At 44.3% G+C, this 19,808-nt stretch carries 15 protein-coding genes; 12 read left to right on the top strand and 3 right to left on the bottom strand.

What is annotated here, in order from left to right; genetic code table 11:
- The first annotated feature begins 134 nt into the window (after window positions 1-134).
- From R8G66_10865 to R8G66_10815, 11 genes are all read left to right on the top strand, one after another.
- A complete protein-coding gene (locus tag R8G66_10865) occupies window positions 135-1,706 on the top strand; it encodes a sodium/solute symporter (GenBank protein ID MDW3192861.1) in 1,572 nt (523 codons plus the stop codon).
- A 175-nt stretch (window positions 1,707-1,881) separates the two neighbouring features.
- Window positions 1,882-4,908 carry an amidohydrolase family protein gene (locus tag R8G66_10860; GenBank protein MDW3192860.1) on the top strand — a complete coding sequence of 1,009 codons (3,027 nt, stop codon included), beginning with the start codon at window positions 1,882-1,884 and terminating at the stop codon, window positions 4,906-4,908.
- Window positions 4,901-6,193 (top strand): amidohydrolase family protein, encoded by a 1,293-nt coding sequence (locus tag R8G66_10855; protein MDW3192859.1) that lies wholly within the window; start codon window positions 4,901-4,903, stop codon window positions 6,191-6,193. The genes R8G66_10860 and R8G66_10855 overlap by 8 nt, the downstream gene beginning before the upstream one ends.
- Before the next feature lie 375 nt (window positions 6,194-6,568).
- On the top strand, window positions 6,569-7,903 hold the full coding sequence (locus R8G66_10850) for an ammonium transporter (protein MDW3192858.1): 1,335 nt from the start codon (window positions 6,569-6,571) through the stop codon (window positions 7,901-7,903).
- Window positions 7,904-8,046: 143 nt separating this feature from the next.
- On the top strand, window positions 8,047-9,096 hold the full coding sequence (locus R8G66_10845; protein ID MDW3192857.1) for an outer membrane beta-barrel protein: 1,050 nt from the start codon (window positions 8,047-8,049) through the stop codon (window positions 9,094-9,096).
- A 107-nt stretch (window positions 9,097-9,203) separates the two neighbouring features.
- Window positions 9,204-10,211, top strand: a complete 1,008-nt coding sequence (locus R8G66_10840; GenBank protein ID MDW3192856.1) for a glutamine synthetase beta-grasp domain-containing protein — start codon at window positions 9,204-9,206, stop codon at window positions 10,209-10,211.
- Window positions 10,212-10,316: 105 nt separating this feature from the next.
- Complete coding sequence (locus tag R8G66_10835; GenBank protein MDW3192855.1) at window positions 10,317-10,778, top strand: SRPBCC family protein; 462 nt, start codon at window positions 10,317-10,319, stop codon at window positions 10,776-10,778.
- A 286-nt stretch (window positions 10,779-11,064) separates the two neighbouring features.
- On the top strand, window positions 11,065-11,955 hold the full coding sequence (locus R8G66_10830; GenBank protein MDW3192854.1) for a diiron oxygenase: 891 nt from the start codon (window positions 11,065-11,067) through the stop codon (window positions 11,953-11,955).
- Entirely contained in the window at window positions 11,931-12,944 is a 1,014-nt protein-coding gene (locus R8G66_10825) for a 3-oxoacyl-[acyl-carrier-protein] synthase III C-terminal domain-containing protein (GenBank protein ID MDW3192853.1), read from the top strand. Before R8G66_10830 ends, R8G66_10825 begins: the two co-directional genes overlap by 25 nt.
- Window positions 12,944-14,473 (top strand): class I adenylate-forming enzyme family protein, encoded by a 1,530-nt coding sequence (locus tag R8G66_10820; protein ID MDW3192852.1) that lies wholly within the window; start codon window positions 12,944-12,946, stop codon window positions 14,471-14,473. Before R8G66_10825 ends, R8G66_10820 begins: the two co-directional genes overlap by 1 nt.
- Entirely contained in the window at window positions 14,470-15,408 is a 939-nt protein-coding gene (locus R8G66_10815; GenBank protein MDW3192851.1) for an NAD(P)-dependent oxidoreductase, read from the top strand. Before R8G66_10820 ends, R8G66_10815 begins: the two co-directional genes overlap by 4 nt.
- Here the strand turns inward: R8G66_10815 and R8G66_10810 are convergent.
- Together R8G66_10810 and R8G66_10805 are read right to left on the bottom strand one after the other, a co-directional pair.
- Window positions 15,405-16,232 (bottom strand): lysophospholipid acyltransferase family protein, encoded by an 828-nt coding sequence (locus R8G66_10810; protein MDW3192850.1) that lies wholly within the window; start codon window positions 16,230-16,232, stop codon window positions 15,405-15,407. The two genes, R8G66_10815 and R8G66_10810, sit on opposite strands and share 4 nt — an antisense overlap.
- Window positions 16,229-17,047: a purine-nucleoside phosphorylase gene (locus R8G66_10805; protein MDW3192849.1), complete on the bottom strand. Its 819-nt coding sequence runs from the start codon at window positions 17,045-17,047 to the stop codon at window positions 16,229-16,231. Before R8G66_10805 ends, R8G66_10810 begins: the two co-directional genes overlap by 4 nt.
- Window positions 17,048-17,228: 181 nt before the next feature.
- On the opposite strand from R8G66_10805, the gene R8G66_10800 reads away from it, so the two are divergent.
- Window positions 17,229-18,401, top strand: coding sequence for an aspartyl protease family protein (locus R8G66_10800; protein ID MDW3192848.1), 1,173 nt, complete (start codon window positions 17,229-17,231; stop codon window positions 18,399-18,401).
- 185 nt (window positions 18,402-18,586) lie between these two features.
- Here R8G66_10800 and R8G66_10795 read toward each other — a convergent pair whose 3' ends face one another.
- Window positions 18,587-19,768 carry an aspartate aminotransferase family protein gene (locus R8G66_10795; protein ID MDW3192847.1) on the bottom strand — a complete coding sequence of 394 codons (1,182 nt, stop codon included), beginning with the start codon at window positions 19,766-19,768 and terminating at the stop codon, window positions 18,587-18,589.
- Window positions 19,769-19,808: the final 40 nt, after the last annotated feature.

Raw genomic sequence — 19,808 nt, 5'->3', positions numbered from 1 at the left:
AGTTTTGTAGACTGTTGATCTGAAAATAGATGACCCTCAACCTGGATGTTTGGAAAATTAAGATCCCTTCCCGGATTTTAGCCTTGATCCATTAATTTCAGGTATTCAATGATTCCTACACCTAACCCTTACCTATGAATTGGCTTGATTACGTGATTGTCGTAGCATATTCCGTTGGATTCTTGTTTCTTGGAAATCTGTTCAAAGGTCAAAGTAGTAAATCCGAATACTTTCTGGGTGGGCGCTCTTTCGGCTGGTTACCTCTTGGTTTGTCCGTTATGGCTACACAGCTTTCAGCCATCAGTTTCATTTCAGCACCTGCATTTGTGGGATTGAGAGAAAACGGCGGTATGCAGTGGTTGAGTTTTGAATTTGGCGTTCCTCTTGCCATGATATTCTTATCGCTGTTCCTTTTGCCAAGATTGTACAAGGCCGGTGTAGTGAGTATCTATGAGTATTTGCAACGCCGATTTGACCGATCCACCCGGTTATTGATCAGCGCTGTTTTTCAGATCAGTCGCTCTTTTGGAACGGCGGTTATGGTATATGCCGTGGCTCTCATCCTCATGAGTATTTTGGATATCCCATTTTGGCAAACAATCCTGGTTATTGGAGTGATCACTTTGATCTATTCCTATCAGGGAGGAATGAAAGCAGTGGTCTATGGAGACATGATCCAAATGATCATTCTTCTCATAGGAATTGGTATATGCATGGTGGCTGGCTGGAGCTACCTGGGAGGTTGGTCGGAGTTGACGGCAAATGTAGATGCATCGCGATTGAATGCAGTAAATTTTGAAGTGCTGGGCATTGGAGGAGATGGAGGCTTTGGGTTCCTACCCATGGTTTTCGGAGGGTTTTGTTTGTATGCTTCTTATTATGGAACTGACCAGTCACAAGTACAGCGCTTATTAAGTGCCAAAGACTTCAAGACGGTCCAAAAAACCTTATTATTCAATGGGCTGATCCGTTTCCCTATTACATTGTTGTATTGCCTGATGGGATTGGTGATCGGTACCTACGTATTGACTACTCCGGAATTCCTGGCTAAGATCCCTTCTGATCAGGTGGATTTGATGATTCCTATTTTCATCAGGGATTACTTGCCGCACGGGATCATTGGTTTATTGATCGTAGCTATACTCTCTGCAGCCATGTCTTCTTTGAGTTCAGCCATCAATTCGTTGAGTGCAGTAACCACGGAGGATATTCTGGTTGGGAACAAAGAAGTGTCTGACGAACTATATGCCCGATATTCTAAAGGAGCCTCTCTGTTTTGGGGGGTAGTTTGTATTGTGCTGGCCTTCTTTGCGGGTGACATTGCCGATACGGTCATTGAGGCCATCAATAAGATTGGTTCAGTATTCTATGGTCCGATACTAGCCACCTTTATTGCGGCGGTAGGGTTGAAATTCATCAAAGCCCGAGCGATGAACATAGGACTGGTACTGGGTGTTGGAGTGAACATCTTCTTGTGGCTAGTCGTCGGTGATAACCTGTTCTGGTTCTGGTGGAATTTGGTGGGAGCAGTAGTCACTTTAGGAGTGGCTTTATTGGCTGCGATGGTGATGAAAGAGACTTCTACCGAAGCAGAAACAGCTTCAGATGATATGGACGTGAGCGCCAATCGTCAGTACATGCTGATGCTTGTGGCTTCATTTGTGTTGATGGTACTGATCAGCTTATCGATCAAATATTGGTTTTAATTCAATGTATGAAGCTGTCCGAAGGATAGATCATTACCCTGAGCCACACTGAGGTTCTCGAAGTGAGGCTCCTCAAGAATGGTCCAAGAATTTTCTACCTATTCTTTAAACGGTAAAACCAATCATTACCGACTTGGTTAACTTGGTCATATGATCATTTAACCTAGTACTACTTATGAGATTTTTTTTCACGCTGGCTTTTTGCGTGATCGCGAGTAGTCTCATCGCACAGGAGACCTTCCTGAGCAATGATACACCCGATAAAAGGCCAACCTCCTATGCATTCACCAACGCGACCATCATGGTGGATGCCACAACCAAACTTGAAAATGCCACCCTCCTGATCGAATCGGGAAAAGTGGTTGCAACTGGGGCAGAGGTATCCATTCCCGCAGGGACGACCACCTTCGATATGGAAGGAAAGTTCATTTACCCGGGCATTGTTGATCCATATACCAATTATGGCTTACCAGCTGTCAAGAGTCAGAGAAGAAGATCCGGAGAAACACCACAATATGTTTCCGAAGTTGGGACTGCCAATAGCTGGAATGAGCACAATCAGGCGCACTACAATGCCATTTCTGAATTTAAATTAGATAGCAAAGCTGCAGCAGAAATGAGAAAGAATGGCGTCGGTGCAGTGATGAGTTACCGACCAGATGGTGTTTTGAGGGGCACTTCTGTATTGTCCCTCCTCGCCGATGATCCAGTTAACGAGGTAATCATTAACGACAAGGCTGCTGCTCATTATGCATTCCGTAGAGGTTCTTCAAAGCAGATCTATCCTAATTCTATCATGGGTATGGTTGCGCTGATCCGCCAGACATTTTATGACGGTGCGTGGTATGCTGCTCAAGCTGATCCTGCTTTTAATCAGACATTGGACAATTTCAATGCCAGCAGAAACCTACCACAGGTCATTGAAGCAAATTCCAATAAGCTCCGAGCTTTAGTTGCCGATAATCTGGGAGATGAATTTGGAGTGCAATTCATCATTAAAGGAAATGGTGATGAATACCAGCGATTGGATGAGATCGCAAGAACCGGAGCTTCTTTTATCCTTCCTGTGAATTTCCCTGCGGCTTATGATGTAGAAGATCCATACAAGGCCATTGATGTCACCCTCGCTCAAATGAAACATTGGGAAATGGCACCTGCCAATGCAGCCATGCTTTCAAAGGGTGGCGTGCAGTTTGCTTTTACTCATGCTGGTCTAAAGAAAAGTTCCGAATTCTGGGGAGCCGTAAAAAAAGCAGTGAAGCATGGACTTTCAAAGGAAGATGCCTGGAAAGCCATGACATCAAACCCTGCCAAAATGCTTAAAGCTGAAGGTCAACTCGGATCATTGAAAAATGGTCGGTTTGCGAATCTGATCATTGCAGATGGTGACTTACTTGAAGATGGTGATATCCTGGAAACATGGGTCAAAGGTGATCAGTTTGTGATCAAAGTAAAAGAAACTGTTGGCCTGGCAGGTACTTACGACCTGAGGGTAGGAGCGACGGCCTACGAAATGGAGGTCTCTGAAAAAGAAAACAAACTATCTGCCAAAATCGAAGTGAACGATAGCACCTCCATTACTGTACGCATCAATGTGACCGGTGAACGAGTGAATTTATCATTTGTTCCAAATGGGGCTGACAACAAGACACGCCTGACTGGCTGGAGAGTAACAGCTACCGATTGGAAAGGCACAGGTGTGGACGGATCAGGTGAGGGCGTAAATTGGACGGCTACCAGAACAAAAGCGCAGGAATCCAGGTCTAGAAAAGATAAAGCTATGGACGCTCCTGAATTTGGAGAAATGATCTATCCTTTTGTAGCCCATGGCTGGATTGAAAAACCCACTCAGGAAACCATTCTTTTCAAAGGAGCCACCGTGTGGACACTCGAAGGAGAGGGGAAATTTGATAATTACGATGTGCTGGTTGAAGAGGGAAAGATCAAGCAAGTAGGGCAAGACCTGTCTGCGCCGGGAGCCAGGGTAGTAGATGCTACAGGCAGACATTTGACACCTGGAATTATAGATGAACATTCACATGCGGCACTTAGTGGAGTGAATGAGTCTTCGCAATCAGTCGTTGCAGAAGTGAGGATGAATGATGCCATTGATTCGGAAGACATTGATATCTATCGGCAATTGGCAGGTGGAGTCACGGCCGCACAGTTGCTGCATGGCTCAGCAAATCCGGTTGGAGGTCAGTCTGCGGTCGTGAAGTTCCGTTGGGGATTGAGTCCTGAAGAAATGAAGATCAAAGGAGCGGATGGCTATATCAAATTTGCACTGGGAGAAAATGTGAAGCAATCCAACCGTTCCAGTGATTGGGTCAACCGATTCCCACAAACCAGAATGGGCGTAGAGCAGGTTTTCGAAGATGCGTTTACCCGGGCAGTAGAGTATGGTAGAGAATGGGATACCTATAATTCATTGCCAAGAAAATCAAAAGCTGCTGCAACTGCTCCCCGACGAGATTTGCAAATGGAGACTTTGTTAGAGATTGTCAATAAGCAACGATTCATCTCCTGCCACTCTTATGTTCAGTCCGAGATCAATATGCTGATGAAGGTGGCAGAACGCTATGACTTCAATATCAATACATTCACGCACATCCTGGAAGGATATAAAGTGGCGGATATCATGGCTACGCATGGTGCAGGGGGTTCGACTTTTGCTGATTGGTGGGCTTATAAATATGAGGTGAAAGAAGCGATTCCTTATAATGCGGTGCTGATGAGTCAGGCGGGCGTGGTTTCGGCCATCAATTCTGATAATGCAGAAATGGCGCGTCGATTGAATCAGGAAGCAGCCAAATCCATCAAATATGGCAGTATGGATGAGATCGAAGCTTTGAAGATGGTGACCTTGAATCCAGCTAAACTCATGCATTTAGACAAACGCATGGGGAGTATTGAAGTAGGCAAGGACGCGGATCTGGTTCTTTGGAACGATCATCCTCTTTCTATCTATGCGCGCTCTGAAATTACGATGGTGGATGGCTCCATCTACTACAGTATGGAGCAAGACAATGCGAGAAGAAAAGCGATTGCTGATGAGCGAACGAGACTGATCAATAAAATGCTCAAAGTCAAAAACAAAGGAGGTAAGACCCAGCCTGTCAGGAAACGCGAAAGGCGTGCCTGGCATTGTGAAGACGATGTAAATGATTTACAACTTTTAAAAGAGGCCCATAGTCATGAGTAAGTACATAAAAACCCTATTCCTGGCCTTATTGGCATTTACAGTACAAGCACAGGTGCCACAGCCCGCTGATCCTCAGGAAGGACCGATCGCGATTGTGAATGCGACAGCTCATTTGGGTAACGGTCAGGTCATCGAGCAATCGGTGGTCGCTTTTGATCAGGGAAAATTGACGGTAGTAGCTGATGCCAGCACGCGCCCGGACTTGTCAGGTCACCGCGTCATTGAAGCGGAAGGAAAGCATGTTTATCCTGGATTCATCTTGCCTAAATCTACACTGGGACTTGTGGATATAAATGCCGTACGCCCCACCCGGGATTTTGCTGAAGTAGGTGAGTTTACACCACATGTAAGATCGTTGATCGCATACAATACGGATTCAGAATTGATCGCTGCTCTGAGGTTCAATGGGATATTGCTGGCTCAATCTACGCCTACAGGTGGACGAATTTCAGGGACTTCCAGCATTATGATGTTGGAAGGTTGGAACTGGGAAGACGCTGCTTACCGAGCCGATGACGGCATTCACTTAAGTTGGCCAGCATTGTCATTTGGTGCTCGGTGGTGGTTAGGCGAAACGGGTAGAAGAAAGAACGACCGATATGCGGATCAGGTCTCCGAATTGTTGACGTTTTTGCGCGATGCAAAATCATACCATAAAAAGCCTACAGCGAAGAAGAATCTTTTGCTGGAAGCGACCCGTCCTTTGTTCACGGGCGAAAAGCAGCTGTTTGTGGAAGCCAACAATGCTGCTGTGATCGTAGAAGCCATTAACTCTTTGAAAGCAACAGGTGTGCAAAAGATTGTTCTGGTCGGTGGGCGAGATGCCTGGCATGTCAAAGACCTCCTTGTACAAGAAAATATACCAGTATTACTTAATGAGGTACATAGTCGTCCCAACCGGGATGACGAAGACATTGATCTTCATTTCCGGATGCCTGGTATTCTGACTGACGCTGGGGTTAAAGTAGGATTGATGTATCGGAGTTTACAGAGCTCAAGGAACCTGCCATTTTTCGCGGGATCTGCAGTGGCCTATGGAATGGAAAAAGAAGAGGCTTTGAAATTGATCACTTCTAATACTGCTGAGATTTTAGGAATAGGTGATCGTGCTGGAACACTTGAAGTGGGTAAAGATGCCATCTTATTTGTTTCACAAGGAGATGCATTGGACATGCGGACAAGTAAAGTCGAAATGGCCTTTGTTCAGGGAAAGGAACTGGAGCTGGTCGGAAAACAGCAAGTCCTTTTCAATCGCTTCAAGGAAAAGTATGAAAAAGGGGAATAATGCCGCTTTCCCGTACGGAAGCATGTTTTTTGAAATGAAAACCATTTTTTATTCTATGATTTAGGAATAAGCATTGAAAATATTTTAATTGATTTATGTAACTGAATTTCAGGTACTTGCATTTTTCATTAAGCCGTTTAACAGAGATAGACGGCTTTTTTTGTGTTCATTAAACCATATTTTTTGAAAGTCTTAAAATTGAAATCGCTATTCATTCCAAATTATGTAAATATTTCCCAAGTGAATTAAATATTTCCTTACAGAACGCCTTAAAAATTATTTTGTTGATAGCATTGCTGCGGTTTTAAATCAAAAAATTTAAAAAATTCCTGTTTTGATTGAAACAATCAAAATGAGATCACACTACCTAAAATCATGAATGTGAATTCTGTAAGTACGTTAGAAACTTCGCCAGCCCTTGAGGAGACATCAAGTGTCGCGGAGGTTGCGGTAGCAGCTGTGGATTATTCCACCCAAATCGGAGATGCGGTATTTACCGCAAACAATGTATGGATGATGTTAGCTACTGGTTTAGTATTCATCATGCACCTTGGCTTTGCGGGTGTAGAAGCGGGGTTTGGGCAATCTAAGAACACGGTTAATATCTTGTTCAAGAACACCCTTACACCGATTATCGGCCTGGTTTCTTATGCACTACTAGGTTTTTTCCTGATGTATCCTGGTTTTGAGACGCCAGGTTGGTTTGCTTTTGATGGTTCCGGCTGGAACATGTTCTGGTTTGCTTCAGACAAAGCAGACGTTACTACGGGTTATGCTAGTGGTGGCTATACTTACTGGACTGATTTCCTTTTCCAGGGAATGTTTGCTGCAACGGCAGCTACCATTGTATCAGGTGCAGTTGCTGAGAGAATCAAGCTTTCTGCATATTTGGTATTTACGGTGATTTTCGTTGGTATTGTCTACCCGTTGATCGGAAGCTGGAAATGGGGTGGTGGAGCCCTTGATGATATGGGATTCTATGATTTTGCAGGTTCTACGCTTGTACACTCCGTTGGTGGATGGGGCGCGCTTGCAGGGATCATCGTCCTTGGACCCAGATTAGGTAAGTATGTAGATGGTAAAGTAGTTGACAAGCCAGGTTCAAGTGTGCCTTTGGCAGTTATCGGTGTATTCTTACTTTGGTTAGGATGGTTCGGTTTCAATGGTGGATCCGTATTATCTGCCGATCCTGCATTGACTTCTTTTGTATTGGTGACTACTTCCCTGGCTGCATGTGCAGGTGGACTGGCTGGTTTCATCACTGCTAAATTTGTATTCAACAGATTGGACCTGGGTATGGTGCTTAATGGTATCCTTGCCGGGTTAGTAGGTATCACTGCCGGTGCAGATGTAATTCCTCCTTTGTATGCAGTACTAGTGGGATTGATTGCAGGTGTTTTGGTTGTATTCTCGGCCATCACACTGGATAAATTCAAGCTGGATGATGTGGTAGGTGCTGTATCTGTGCACTTGACTTGCGGTATCTGGGGCACTTTGGCTGTAGGTATTTTCTCAACAAATCCGGAGCACAGTTTCCTTACTCAATTGATTGGTGTAGCGATCTGTGGTGCGGTTGCTTTTGCTGCTGCAATGATCATCTTCTATGTACTTAAAATGACCATGGGAATCAGGGTTACAGAAGAGCATGAAGAAGAAGGATTGGATAGCCATGAGCACGGTATCAGAGGTTATACCATCACCGTCGAATAATCAGAAAAATAAAATGGGGTGTTGAGGAAGACTAGTCGGAATCGACACCCAACCTTACAAAAATTCAAATAATAAAGTTGGCCTCCTTGTTCAAAGTTGGACGCTCGGAAGCAAGAAGGCCTGCATTCAAACTACATAATAAGATGAATACGTTTACAAAGTTAAACATTAAAATGTTGGCCTTGGCGATGCTGGTATCATTTGCCGCTGTTGCCCAGGACGAAGAGGAGGAAGTGCAGTCTTTTTCAATTTCAGGTTCCGTTGATACTTATTTTAGAACCAATTTCAATACAAGTGACGATCCCGATGAATTCATGATGGATGCAGATGGAAACGAGATTGGAAACACGTTGGCTCCGGCAACTTCTTTCGCTAATCAGCCAGGTTTTTCATTAGGGATGGCTAATATCATTGCTTCATATGAAGGCGATAAGGTTGGATTCACAGCTGACTTGGTATTCGGGCCAAGAGGAGCAGAGGCTGTTTTTGGTTCTGAGGCACCGTTGAATATTGTCAACCAGTTGTACGCATACTGGAATGTGTCAGATAATGTAACCCTGACGTTTGGTAACTTCAACACCTTCCTTGGTTATGAAGTCATTTCTCCAACGGGGAACTTCAACTACTCAACGAGTTATATGTTCTCTTACGGACCATTCTCGCATTCTGGGTTGAAGGCTGACTTCACATTTGGGGACTTTACCATGATGTTGGGGGTATTTAATCCAACGGACGCTACGGATTTCAATCCTACAGGTGAATATGTTGGAGGTGCACAACTGGGATACGGTGGTACATACCTGAACTTCTTGTTTGATAATGACTTTTTCCAGGTTGACCTTACTGGTGGCTGGGACTTGTCTGATGCTTTCTACCTCGGAGTTAATGCTACATCAGCTTCTGACAGCTTTTATGGTGGCGCCTTTTATTTACAGAATTCATTCTCTGATGATTTTGCTCTTGGAGTTCGAGGAGAGTTCTGGCAAGATGAAGGTGTAGGCGTTCTGTCTACAGGGGAAAGTGTAATTGACCTTACCTTAAGTGCCAATTACACGGTTGGAAACCTGACATTCATTCCTGAGTTGCGATTAGATAGCTTCTCTGAAGACGATGTGGTTATCACCAACGCAAGAACAGGTGAGACAGCCAATTCCTTGTCTTCTTTCTTGTTGGCAGCTGTTTACTCTTTCTAAGAGAAAGAAAATTATAATGGTTTTGAGTCTCTCCACTATCGGGGAGACTCATTGCTATAAGTTGAATTGATAGAAAATTGATTACTAAAAATTAATTGCTCCGAAAAATGGCAAAAAGCAAACTCGAATACATTTGGTTGGATGGCTACAAGCCTACCCAAAGTTTGAGAAGTAAAACGAAGATACTTTCCAACTTCAGCGGTAAGTTGGAGGATGCACCCATGTGGTCTTTTGACGGAAGTTCTACCGAACAGGCAGAAGGTAACTCTTCCGATTGTCTGTTGAAACCCGTTGCGATTTTCCCCGATCCTGCACGCAAAGACGCTTACTTGATCATGACAGAAGTCCTCAATGCGGACGGAACTGCACATGAATCTAATGGTCGTGCCACGATCGATGACGATGACAATGACTTCTGGTTCGGTTTTGAGCAAGAGTATTTCCTGTGGGACCCTCAAACAGACTTGCCACTTGGCTTTCCGGCTGGAGGTTACCCTGCTCCGCAAGGACCATACTACTGTAGTGTAGGTGCTAAAAATGCTTACGGTCGCGAGATCATCGAAGAACACCTGGACCTTTGTCTGGAAGCAGGTATCAATGTGGAAGGAATTAACGCGGAGGTAGCAGCCGGCCAGTGGGAATTTCAGGTTTTTGCCAAAGGAGCAGCTGAAGCTGGAGATCAGATCTGGGTGGCCAGGTATATCCTGGAAAGAACTGCTGAGAAATATGGCTTGGCCATCAATTGGCATCCTAAGCCACTCGGAGCTACTGACTGGAATGGATCAGGAATGCATGCCAACTTCTCCAACTCTACATTGAGAGAAGCAGGTAATAAAGAGACTTACGACAAGATCTGTCAGGCGTTCGAGCCAGTAGTTGCAGAACACATTGCTGTTTATGGAGCAGATAATGATCAGCGATTGACCGGTCAGCATGAGACGCAATCCATCGATCAATTCAGCTACGGCGTATCCGATAGAGGTGCGTCTATCCGTATCCCTGTAGCGACCGTTGAGAATGGCTGGAAAGGTTGGTTGGAAGACAGAAGACCTGCTTCCAATGCTGATCCTTACAAAGCCGCTGCCAGAATTATCAAGACCGTAAAAGGTGCTTGATACTTATCAATTGCAGATAGGTTATAGATAATTTAATAAAAGTGATTAAGCCTTCTTCGTACTGAGGAAGGCTTTTTCTTTGGCGAACAGTCGCTATTTTTAGGCATGGCCTTCTACCAGTTCAAACAACAGCAATTCATTCCCGCGACCATGGATGAAGTTTGGGATTTCATTTCCTCGCCTGCCAACCTCAAAGAGATCACTCCTGATTACATGGGTTTTGATATCACTTCCGGAGACCTAGCCGAGAAAATGTATGAAGGGATGATCATAAGTTATGAAGTAGCTCCGGTTTTTGGGATCAGAACCACCTGGGTCACGGAGATCACCCATATACGAGACAAGGAATACTTCGTAGATGAACAACGAGTAGGACCATATGCACTTTGGCATCACCAGCATTTTATCGAACTAAGGGATCAAGGAGTATTGATGAAAGATATCGTGAGCTATTCACCTCCATTTGGAATACTCGGAGCCATCGCCAATTCCCTCATGATCCGAAATAAACTCAAAGAAATTTTCGACTACCGCACCGAAGCGATAAACAAAAAATTCCCCTCTTGAGACCGTCCGCGGAAGCGGGGGCAAAGGTGTGTATTCCACTACCTACACTAGATAATTCCTCAGTTTTACCACTAATTGCAATATAAGCGCACTGATTTCAATAGGATTACTTAAGCCCTGGACATGTTTTCTACCTAATTAAATCACAATTCACTTCGTGTATTCTAAATATTTATGCCTGTCTAATACACCCCAATCCAATCTTTTCCTTATCATTATTTCTAAGGTAAGTATCAATTAATTAATAATCATTTCACTAACTTTAATCAGTTAGTAACAAGTAATCATGGAGCCAGCCCAATTTGAGGAGACTGTTGAACGAATGATTCAGATCAGTAAGGAAAAACCCTTGCTGCCAGAAGAGTTCGTCCCATGGGATGATGAGCCGACTTCAGACACCTTGTTTATGCCTGATGGACTTGTATCACTGCAAGGCCATGAGCGCTGGGATGACCTGACCAAAGAACAGCAAATTGAGCTGGGAAAGCTCGAAATGGTACAAGTGATGTACTCCTATGCCTGGTCCGAAACGCTAGCTTGTCAATTTTTTAATCGACACTTACTGACACTTAATCCCAACTCGGTGGAATACCGCTTTTTGGTGCGTGAAACGATCGAAGAATACCGCCATCAGGAGATGTTTGGGATGGCTGTAAGAAAGCTTGACAGAGTGCCGGAATTGCCAACCGGACTGCATAAACTATTTGGAAATCTGGTCACTCGATGGTTCCCTTCCTCATTGGTTTTTATGTCGGTGCTGTCAGTGGAATTAATGGCCGATATCTATGCCAAGCATATTCGCAAAGACGAACGTGTCTTTTCCGTGCTGAGAAAAACCTCCGAGTTGCATCACATCGAAGAAGGTCGACATATTTTCTATACCAAACTATGGCTAGACAAGTATACGAAGAACGCCAATTTTATCATGCGTTCTACCTACAGCCTGATCATTATGCTCAATGTCTTTTTCATGCGGACGCTCTATGTGAGAAGGAGCTTTTTCGTACAATTAGGCTTAAAAGAACCAGACAAATATTTTAAAATCGCCAGGGCGAACTTCACTAAGAAGTTTCCCGACTTTGCTATGGATGAGGCGGTTTCGTTTGTGGACTCTTTCAAAGGGTTCAATTTTTTCACTAAACCACTATGGAAATGGATACTCAAAGTGAACGTGTGATGCGTGCATCCATTGTGGATGTAGATACCTATTTTCCTCAGCGAGTCGTTGATGACAAGACGATACTGGAGCGGATCAATTATAACAGTCCCAGTATTAGAAATGGCACCTTGGAACGGCTGATTGCGACGAAAGACAGGCGTCATGCCGAAGAAGGAGTGCAGGTGAGTGATTTGGCTGCTTGTGCTGCAAATAAGATTCTGCAAAGAAATCCCAAAATCAAACCAGACCTATTAATTTTTGCTGCAGCCTCTTCCGACCTGATTGAACCAGCCACGGCGAATATCATACAGACCAAACTTGGCTTGCAATGTCCGGTGATGGATATCAAGAATGCCTGCAACAGCTTTGTTACCTCCATGCAAGTGGCCTCCTCTTTTATCGATTCAGGCGTATATCAGCATGTACTGATTGTCAATGGGGAGAAATTGAGTGAAGTGATCAATTACCACCCTACCGACGATGAACACCTCATTCAATGCATTTCATCTTTTAGTCTGGGCGATGCAGGTGCCGCAATCTTGATGGGAGCACACAAGCGAGCGCAGCTGATCTATCAAAAATTTTGTTCATGGGGTGATAGCTGGGGGTTGTCAACGGTAAAAGGAGGGGGGTCGCTGGCTTTTCGTGACCTGAGTCAATACTATTTTGAGAGCAACTCAGCCGAGCTCAATAAAGTCATGGCAGTCAGACTGCCAGAGTTTGTTTCAGGGGCGTTCAAAGAAGCTGGGTTCAGCTACAAGGATGTAGATCATTTGCTTACACACCAAACCTCCAATACCACCATTAATAAGATTGGTAAATACATGGGGATATCTTCAAAGAAGTGGGTCCGAACTTATGATAAATATGGAAACATTGGCGCTGCAACCATTCCAGTGTCGTTGACACAGATCATCGCAGAAAAAAAGCCAAAAGAAGGAGATTTAATTTGTATCATTGGGTTGGCGGCTGGTATTAGCATTGCCGTTCAATTGATTCGCTGGTAATGCTGTATACCAATTTTTTTGTCGCCTCTCTTCAAAATGCCGCTCCTGATAAGGTTTTGCTGGAAGCAGACGGCAAGGAAATTCAGACCCAATTACTGTTAGAAGGGAGCATGGCCATGGCCATGGCGTTACAGCAAAAAGGAGTGAAAAAAGGAGATCGGGTCATTCTGGCAGTGAAACCTGATATCCAATTCCTGAAGATCTTCTATGCCAACATGATGATTGGGACGGTGATGTCCATAATCGATCCTGAGATGGGTCGGGACAACTACAAAGCCAAATTACTTCAGTTTGATCCACAGGTCGCCTTTGTAGATAGCAGACTGGTATTGTTGAGTGAGCATCCCATTGCCCGATGGGCGATCAATAAATGGAGACCGGGATTGCCTTATATCCCCATTTTGAAAAAATGTAAAGTATTTACGGCCGGACCTTGGCTACCCATCGTTCAGAAGCACCACCCAGTAGCCACATTATCGAGTGAAGTAGCAGAACAGCCAAAATTGCAGGCACTCGATGAAAAGGAGGAGTTTCTGGTCACCTACACCAGTGGTACGGTCAATGAGCCCAAAGGAGTTTTGCACAGCTATGCCACACTCAGAGGTAGTATTCATAATCTTTCGGAACTCTTTCAACAGAATAAGGATGAATCAATTGCCACGCATTTACCACCCTTTGTTTTAGTAGGGATCAGTAGTTCGATCAAGGTTTACCTCTGGGATAATGATTGGCCAGCGGATCGAAAGATGGAATTCATCACGAAAAACAAGATCACTACCCTGTTTGGCCCACCGAGTGATTACCTTCCCTTGATGGCTTACTGTCAAGAAAACGGAATGCATTTCCCAAAAAGCCTCAAGAATATTTACCTGGGTTCTGCGCCGGTTTATACGGCGTTTTTAAACGATATTCTAGGTTATGTAGGAGCAGAGGTCAATGTCGTTAGCATCTATGGGATGACCGAAAACCTTACTGTAGCCTATGCCAATGCCCGGGAGAAAATCGTCAGAGAAGCGGACGGAGATTGGGTAGGGTTTCCTTTTCCGGGAGTGGAAATTGCGGCCAGCGAAGATGGTGAACTGGCACTGAATTCTAATCAACTTTTCATGAGGTATTGGCACTTGCCGAGTAGACAAACGCCCCATCAAACGGGTGATTTGGGAATGATCGATACCGATGGTAGCGTAGTACTTCAAGGTAGGAAAAAAGACATGATCATCCGGCGAAATTTCAATATCTACCCAGGCTTATATGAACCTACGATCAATAAGATCAAAGGAATCACTGAAGCAGTCATGATCGGTGTATACAGCGAGCAGAAAGCAGATGAAGAAATCATTCTAGTGGTGGAAGGCAAGGAAGGTCTGGATGGAAATGCTATTCTGGAGAAGTTGAAATTCGGGGAGTATTCAATCGACAAGGAAGCGTGGCCCGACCGGGTGGCCTTTATGCCTCTTCCTCGCTCCGGAAGACAAAACAAGGTCAACAAGAACCAGCTTCGAGCAGACTTAGAACAAAAGCGATTGTGAAAATTCTGATCACAGGGGCTTCTGGTTTTATCGGTGGTTATTTAGCTGAGCAATTAGCTGGCAATCCCGAATTTCAGATCCTGGCTACAGGTAGGTCAGTCTGTCGGCGATTCGATGACTTAACCAACGTGACCTATTTCAGACTTGATTTATCAGTTATATGCTCTGAGAAAATTGAATGTGATATATGCATCCATGCAGCGGGATTAGCGGACGACCAATCATCAGAGGCAGAATTGATGCGAGCGAACGTAGATACGGTAAACAACCTGGCTGAATCGATCAGCAACTGCCAGTGTATGATCCATATTTCATCCTCTTCCGTGTACGATTATTCGGATGGGCAGGTGAAGTCAGAGACTGATGCTACTTTGGATAAACGCCTTTCTGATTATGGGAAATCGAAATTACTCAGTGAGCAAGTAATGGCTAAGGTGGGAATTCAAAGGATTTACATATTACGTCCCAGGGCTGTATACGGACCTGGAGACCGGACCTTATTGCCGCGTATTCAGAAACTGGTACGAGGTAGCTTCATGATTGCTCCAGGAACTTTGCACTTTGAAAGTAGTCTTACACATGTGAGACAACTACTTGATGCGTCTTTGTTGTGCATGGACCAGTCCAAAAAGGGATTGCATGTCTACAACATAGCGGATGATCGGACCTATCTGTTGGAAGAGGTCTTTTCCGAAATAGCCTTTCACCAAGCGGGTCATCGGAAGCTAAAGCACATCCCTGCTTCTCTGATTGAAAAAATCATCGCGTTAAAGGAGTGGTTAGGGATCAGAGTAGGCGTATCCAGGCAATCATTTGATTATTTGAATCAGCATTCGGTATTGTCCATTGAAAAAGCTAAAACAGAATTAGGGTATGCTCCTAAGACAAGCTTTTTCGATAGTATCTCTGAATGGTTTAATAAGCGAAATGATTAAGCCTCACCATAACTAAGCGTAATCTCCTTCAGCTTATCCAGTAGCTCCTGCTTGTTTTTGATGTCTTTCAGGTCACTGAAAGGGACCACATCGCCGATGGTCACATTGAGGCTTTTACCCATTTTATTGCGCGCTTCGTGCAGTAACATACCCATGCGTAGTGTCTCGTGGATATTGGTCGCAATCTGAAAAAGCCGACTGTTTTTTCCGTGGAAATAGATTGGAAGCACATCAGCTTCCGCCTTGGTGATCAATTTCACCACGAACCGCTTCCATTCCAAATCCTCAGCCGGACCAAATGGCGTCTTCGAGGTGGCGACTCCCCCGGAAGGGAAGATGATCAATCCTTCTCCACGTTCCAGTCGCTCAATAGCGATTTTACGGGTCTCGATATTGGTGGCCTGTGCTTCTTTGGTCGCATCAAAATTGATTGGAAGTAAGGAATCACCAATTCTAGGGTCCAGTTCACACAATGCGCTGTTGGTGAGAATGGAGTAGCTTTCACGAACCATCGCTCCGATTTCACCCATGATCAGACCATCCACCACACCAAAGGGATGATTAGCAATAACTACCAGCGGCGTATTTCCACGCAATCGTGTTAGCTTATCACGGTCAAAATCCCGTTTGATCTCCAATTTATTCAACGCAATCGACCATGACTGATGTGTTTCATAGTCCATTTTTTGGATCTCATCATAAAGCCGCTGGATCTTGGGCCTTCCAGTAAGGATTTCCAGCAAATTGACTAACACCTTTCGGATCGCAGAATCGTTTTCCGAAACGTATGTCAGCTTATTGCGGGATGTGCCTTCCTGGCTCATTTCACTTGCGTGGCAATGTAAGATTTGAATATTTTGATCAGGTCCTGCTCAGCCGTTTTTGCGATGGCAATGATCTCCTCGATGTTTACTGCTTGCAGGTTATCCGGATCACAATCATCGGTCAATACCGAGATTGCCGAGACGGGTAATTCCAGCTGATTGGCTGCAATGATTTCAGGTACAGTAGACATGCCCACTACATCAGCCCCGGCTGCGCGTAAAAATCGGTATTCAGCTTTGGTTTCCAGATTTGGTCCGGCAACGGATACATAGGTGCCTGTGTGTAGAGGGATATTGTTTTCGGCAGCTGCTTCCTGAAGCCCTTTATTGATAGATTCATCGTAAGGTGCGCTCATATCAACGAAAAGGGGTCCGAATTCCGCAGCACCGTTTCCTCGAAGGGGATTGTCAGGCTGTAAATTGATGTGATCTGTGATCATCATCAACTGACCTTTTTTCCATGAAAGGTTCATGTTTCCCGCGGCATTGGAGATCAGTAATTGTTCAATACCCAGAAATTTCATCACCCGGATGGGGAAGACCACCTCTGCCATGGAATAGCCTTCATAAAAATGGAAACGTCCATTCATGGCCAGTACTTTCACGCCATTTATGGTGCCGTAGATCAGCTTGCCCTTGTGGAATTCTACCGTTGAAACAGGGAAATTAGGGATGTCCTCATAAGAAACTTCTTTTTCAACTTCAATTTCTTCTGCGAGTGCACCTAGTCCTGTGCCCAGGACGATTCCTATTTGTGGAGCGTCAATTCCAGCCTCTTTTAAAAATTCTACCGTAGTTTCGACTTGTCTTTTCACAGCTATTGGTTTTGGTTCAATGATCTGCGCAATATGACGTAAAATAGTCGAATCACGACTATGTATTTGCAAAATTCAAAGCCATGAATTGCATCGGTGGAAAAAGAATTGATGCGGAATAATAGCATAGCTTGCACACTATTTATAAATTGAATCCGTTTTTGGAATTGTTTGACAAATTATGAGAAAACTATTTTTTGCATGTGCGCTATTGGGTTTCATGAGCTCATATGCACAATCTCCACTCACCACCACAGATTTTGAATTGTACGGTGATCATATTTTTGTAAAGGTCAGTGTGGATGACTCTGAGCCTCTGGATTTCATTTTCGATACAGGCGATGTATTGACTGTGATTGATATGGATGTTGCTCAAAAATTGAATTTACCGATCAATCACAAAGAAACTGCGACTAGTGCGCAGGGAAGCATTTCCGGCGCATTGATCAAACACAATAAAATTCAGGTCAATGACCTGGTTTTGGAAAAGAACATCAAAGTATATGCAACGGATCTGGATCACCTTGAGATCAGTATTGGTCGTAATATCGATGGAATTGTAGGTTACGAGATGCTACACCACCACGTGGTTCGTCTGGACTATGATGCCATGAAATTGGAACTTTATGATTCAGGAAGCTATCCTAAGAGGGGCGAAGAATTGGCGTTCAAATTTCATCACACGGTCCCTACAGTGGAGGCAACCATCATGCTTAACAATGGTGAATCATTGAGCGGAAGCTACTACATCAATACCGGTGCGGGTACCACTGTGGATTTCAATACACCTTTTGCCAACGCAAATAACATCATTGATAAAACAGGAGAACACTATTCATACCTGGTTAAAGGCTTGGGCTCAAAAGAGACACGTCACTATGAAGGACGGGTGAAAAGCTTCACTTTTGGTTCTAATACCGTTGATAACCTGCCTATTGGTATCAGCCAGGTAACAACCGGGATCCAGGGAGAAAAGAAAATTGCTGGGATCATAGGAAACCGGGTAATGAGTCGATACAATGTGTTGTTTGATTATAAAACACATAAGATCTATCTGGAGAAGAATGGAAGAAGCGGTGAGGAGTATGCAGTCAACTGTAGTGGACTTGATGTCCAGTTGAATAAGGATAAATCAAAAGTTTTGATCCATCAGGTATTTGAGGGTTCACAGGCAGCATCAAAAGGTATCAGCGTCGATGATGAGTTAGTAAGTATCAATGGAGAGTCAGCGCTAGGTATGGGATTGCCTGCCGTAGAGAAAATGCTCAAGAAATCAGGGAGTTCAGTGACTTTAACTTTGAACTCCGGAGGTTCTACTAAAGAGGTTTCTTTAGACCTGAAGTCTTTGCTATAAGATATCACGGGAAAGATTTTGATAGAGCCGGAGGTGAAAACTTCCGGCTTTTTTTTGCTAAGACGTCACTCCCCGGATTGTTGAGATGGCGTGAATTTTTGTAGCTTTTCAATACAATGATAGGGGAGTCTCTCCTTTATTCCTGATGCTTATTTACATTGCGATAGAAGTGAATCTGATTGGCGTCAAGGATTTTCTATCGCCTCCATGATCTTACCACACGCAACACGAATTTCATCTTCGGCAATCGTCAATGGCGGTGCGATTCGCATAGAATAGTCATTGAATAAGAACCAGTCAGTGATCACACCAAGTTCAATGGCTTTATCAATGATCGGTTTCACTACCTCAAACGATTCAAATTCGACGGCCATCATCAAGCCAATACTTCGGATCTCTTTGATCTTCGGATGTTGGAGTAAGTCTCGGATCATAGCTTCCTTTTGCGGAACAGTCTCAAGCAGTTTTTCCTCCTCAATGGTCTTCAAAGTAGCCAGGGCCGCAGCGCAATTAACAGGGTGACCCCCAAATGTGCTGATGTGCCCAAGGATAGGGTCATTTTTCAAGACACCCATGATTTCTTGCGGAGCAATAAAACATCCAATGGGCATTCCACCACCTAAGCCTTTGGCACTAACCAGAATGTCAGGAGTGACACCATAATGCTCAAATGCCCAAAGTTTACCCGTACGCCCGGAACCACACTGAATTTCATCAAAAATCAACAAGGTTTCAGTTTCATCACACTTCTCCCGTAATTGGCGAAAATATGCTGTATCTGCTTGCACGACACCTGCTTCACCCTGCACCGTTTCGATGAGTACAGCCGCAACATTGCTATCAATTTTGTTGATGCCTTTTTCACAACCGAATTTGAGATGCTTAAAACCAGGAACCAACGGGCGAAAATTTTGCTTGAATTGCTCGTCTCCACTAGCGGAAAGCGCACCATGCGAAGAGCCGTGATAAGCATTCTTAAAAGTGATCACATCCGGTTTTCCCGTATACCTTTTGGCTAGCTTGATGGCTCCTTCAACCGCCTCACTACCTGAATTAAGGAAATAGACATTATTCAAGTGCTCTGGCAAGGTTGCGGACAAAGCCTGAGCCAGCTTGACTTGTGGGCTCTGCACATATTCTCCATAAACCATGATGTGGAGGTATTTATCCAGTTGCTCCTGAATGGCTTGTATGACTTTAGGATGCCGGTGACCAACATTGGACACCCCGATACCAGAGATCAAATCGATATATGACTTGTCTTTGTCGTAGAGGTAGACACCTTCTGCCCGTTCTATTTCCAGGGCGAGTGGAAAGTCAGAAGTCTGTGCAACGTATTGCTGAAATAACTGTCGTTGGGTAAGAATAACTGTATGGGTTTGAAGAGATGCAAAAGTAGCAATAACC

It is taken from the genome of Cytophagales bacterium, assembly GCA_033344775.1.
Taxonomy (GTDB): domain Bacteria; phylum Bacteroidota; class Bacteroidia; order Cytophagales; family Cyclobacteriaceae; genus JAWPMT01.
This window is presented reverse-complemented; position numbering and strand designations above follow the sequence as displayed.